Source organism: Cupriavidus sp. 8B (assembly GCF_054589115.1).
In genome coordinates this window covers 1-887 of sequence record NZ_BAAILO010000281.1, presented here as the reverse complement: position 1 = coordinate 887, position 887 = coordinate 1, and the positions used below count along the sequence as shown (strand labels likewise).

1 protein-coding gene is annotated in these 887 nt (G+C 68.7%); it reads right to left on the bottom strand.

The annotated features are described in order from the left end of the window. Positions 1 to 887, bottom strand: an 887-nt coding sequence (locus tag ACYP5B_RS27460; RefSeq protein WP_459571808.1) for an AMP-binding protein, incomplete at both ends; no start/stop codon positions are given.

The following is an 887-nucleotide window of genomic DNA, read 5'->3' as shown; positions in this document are numbered from 1 at the left end:
AATCCTGCACGCGCGCCACGTCCGCGGCGGGGCATTGGACGAAGGCGACGGTGCCGCGCCGGATATCCGGTCCCACGCGCACGCTGGCGGCCGTGCTGGCCTGCGCCAAAATCTCTCGGAACACTTGCTCGGCAGCGCGCATGCGTAGCTCCGCCCGGGCCACCTTGCCGATGGAGGTCAGCGGCATCTCCTGCAGGATCTCGATGCGCGCTGGCACTGCAGCGCGTTCCGGCACGAGGTTGCGTGCGGCCGCCAGCAGTTCGTCGGCAGCCGGGGTGAAGCCTGGCTTGAGCGTGACGTAGGCGACTGGCAATTCCCCGGTGTGCGCATCCGGCTGGCCGACCGCGGCCGCCATTGCCACGGCCGGATGCTGCAGCAGCGCATCCTCGATCATCACCGGATCGATGTTGTGGCCGCCGCGGATGATCAGCTCCTTGGCACGGCCGGTCAGATGCAGATAGCCGTCGGCATCGAGATGGCCGAGGTCGCCGGTATTGAACCATCCCGGATTCAGCCAGATGCCGCCATTGTCTTGCTCGCGCAAATAGCCGGGAAACACATTCGGACCGTTGATGCCGATGACGCCGGTCTCGCCCGGCGCGCACGGCTCGGTGGCATAGCTGGAGCCGTCGACCTTCCAGACGCCGATTGCCTGGTGCGGCAGGCGCAGGCCGACCGTGCCGAGGCGACGTTCGCCCTGCGGCGGATTGAGGGCCGAGACGCACGCGCCTTCGGTCAGACCGTAGCCCTCGTACAGCGGAATGCCGGCGACTGCTTCGAAGCGCCGCGCGACCTCGGCCGGCAGCGGCGCGGCGCCGCAAAAGGCGAAGCGCAACGAGGCAATGTCGGCGCCTTCCCGCGGCAGATCGGCTAGCGCGGCGTAGATC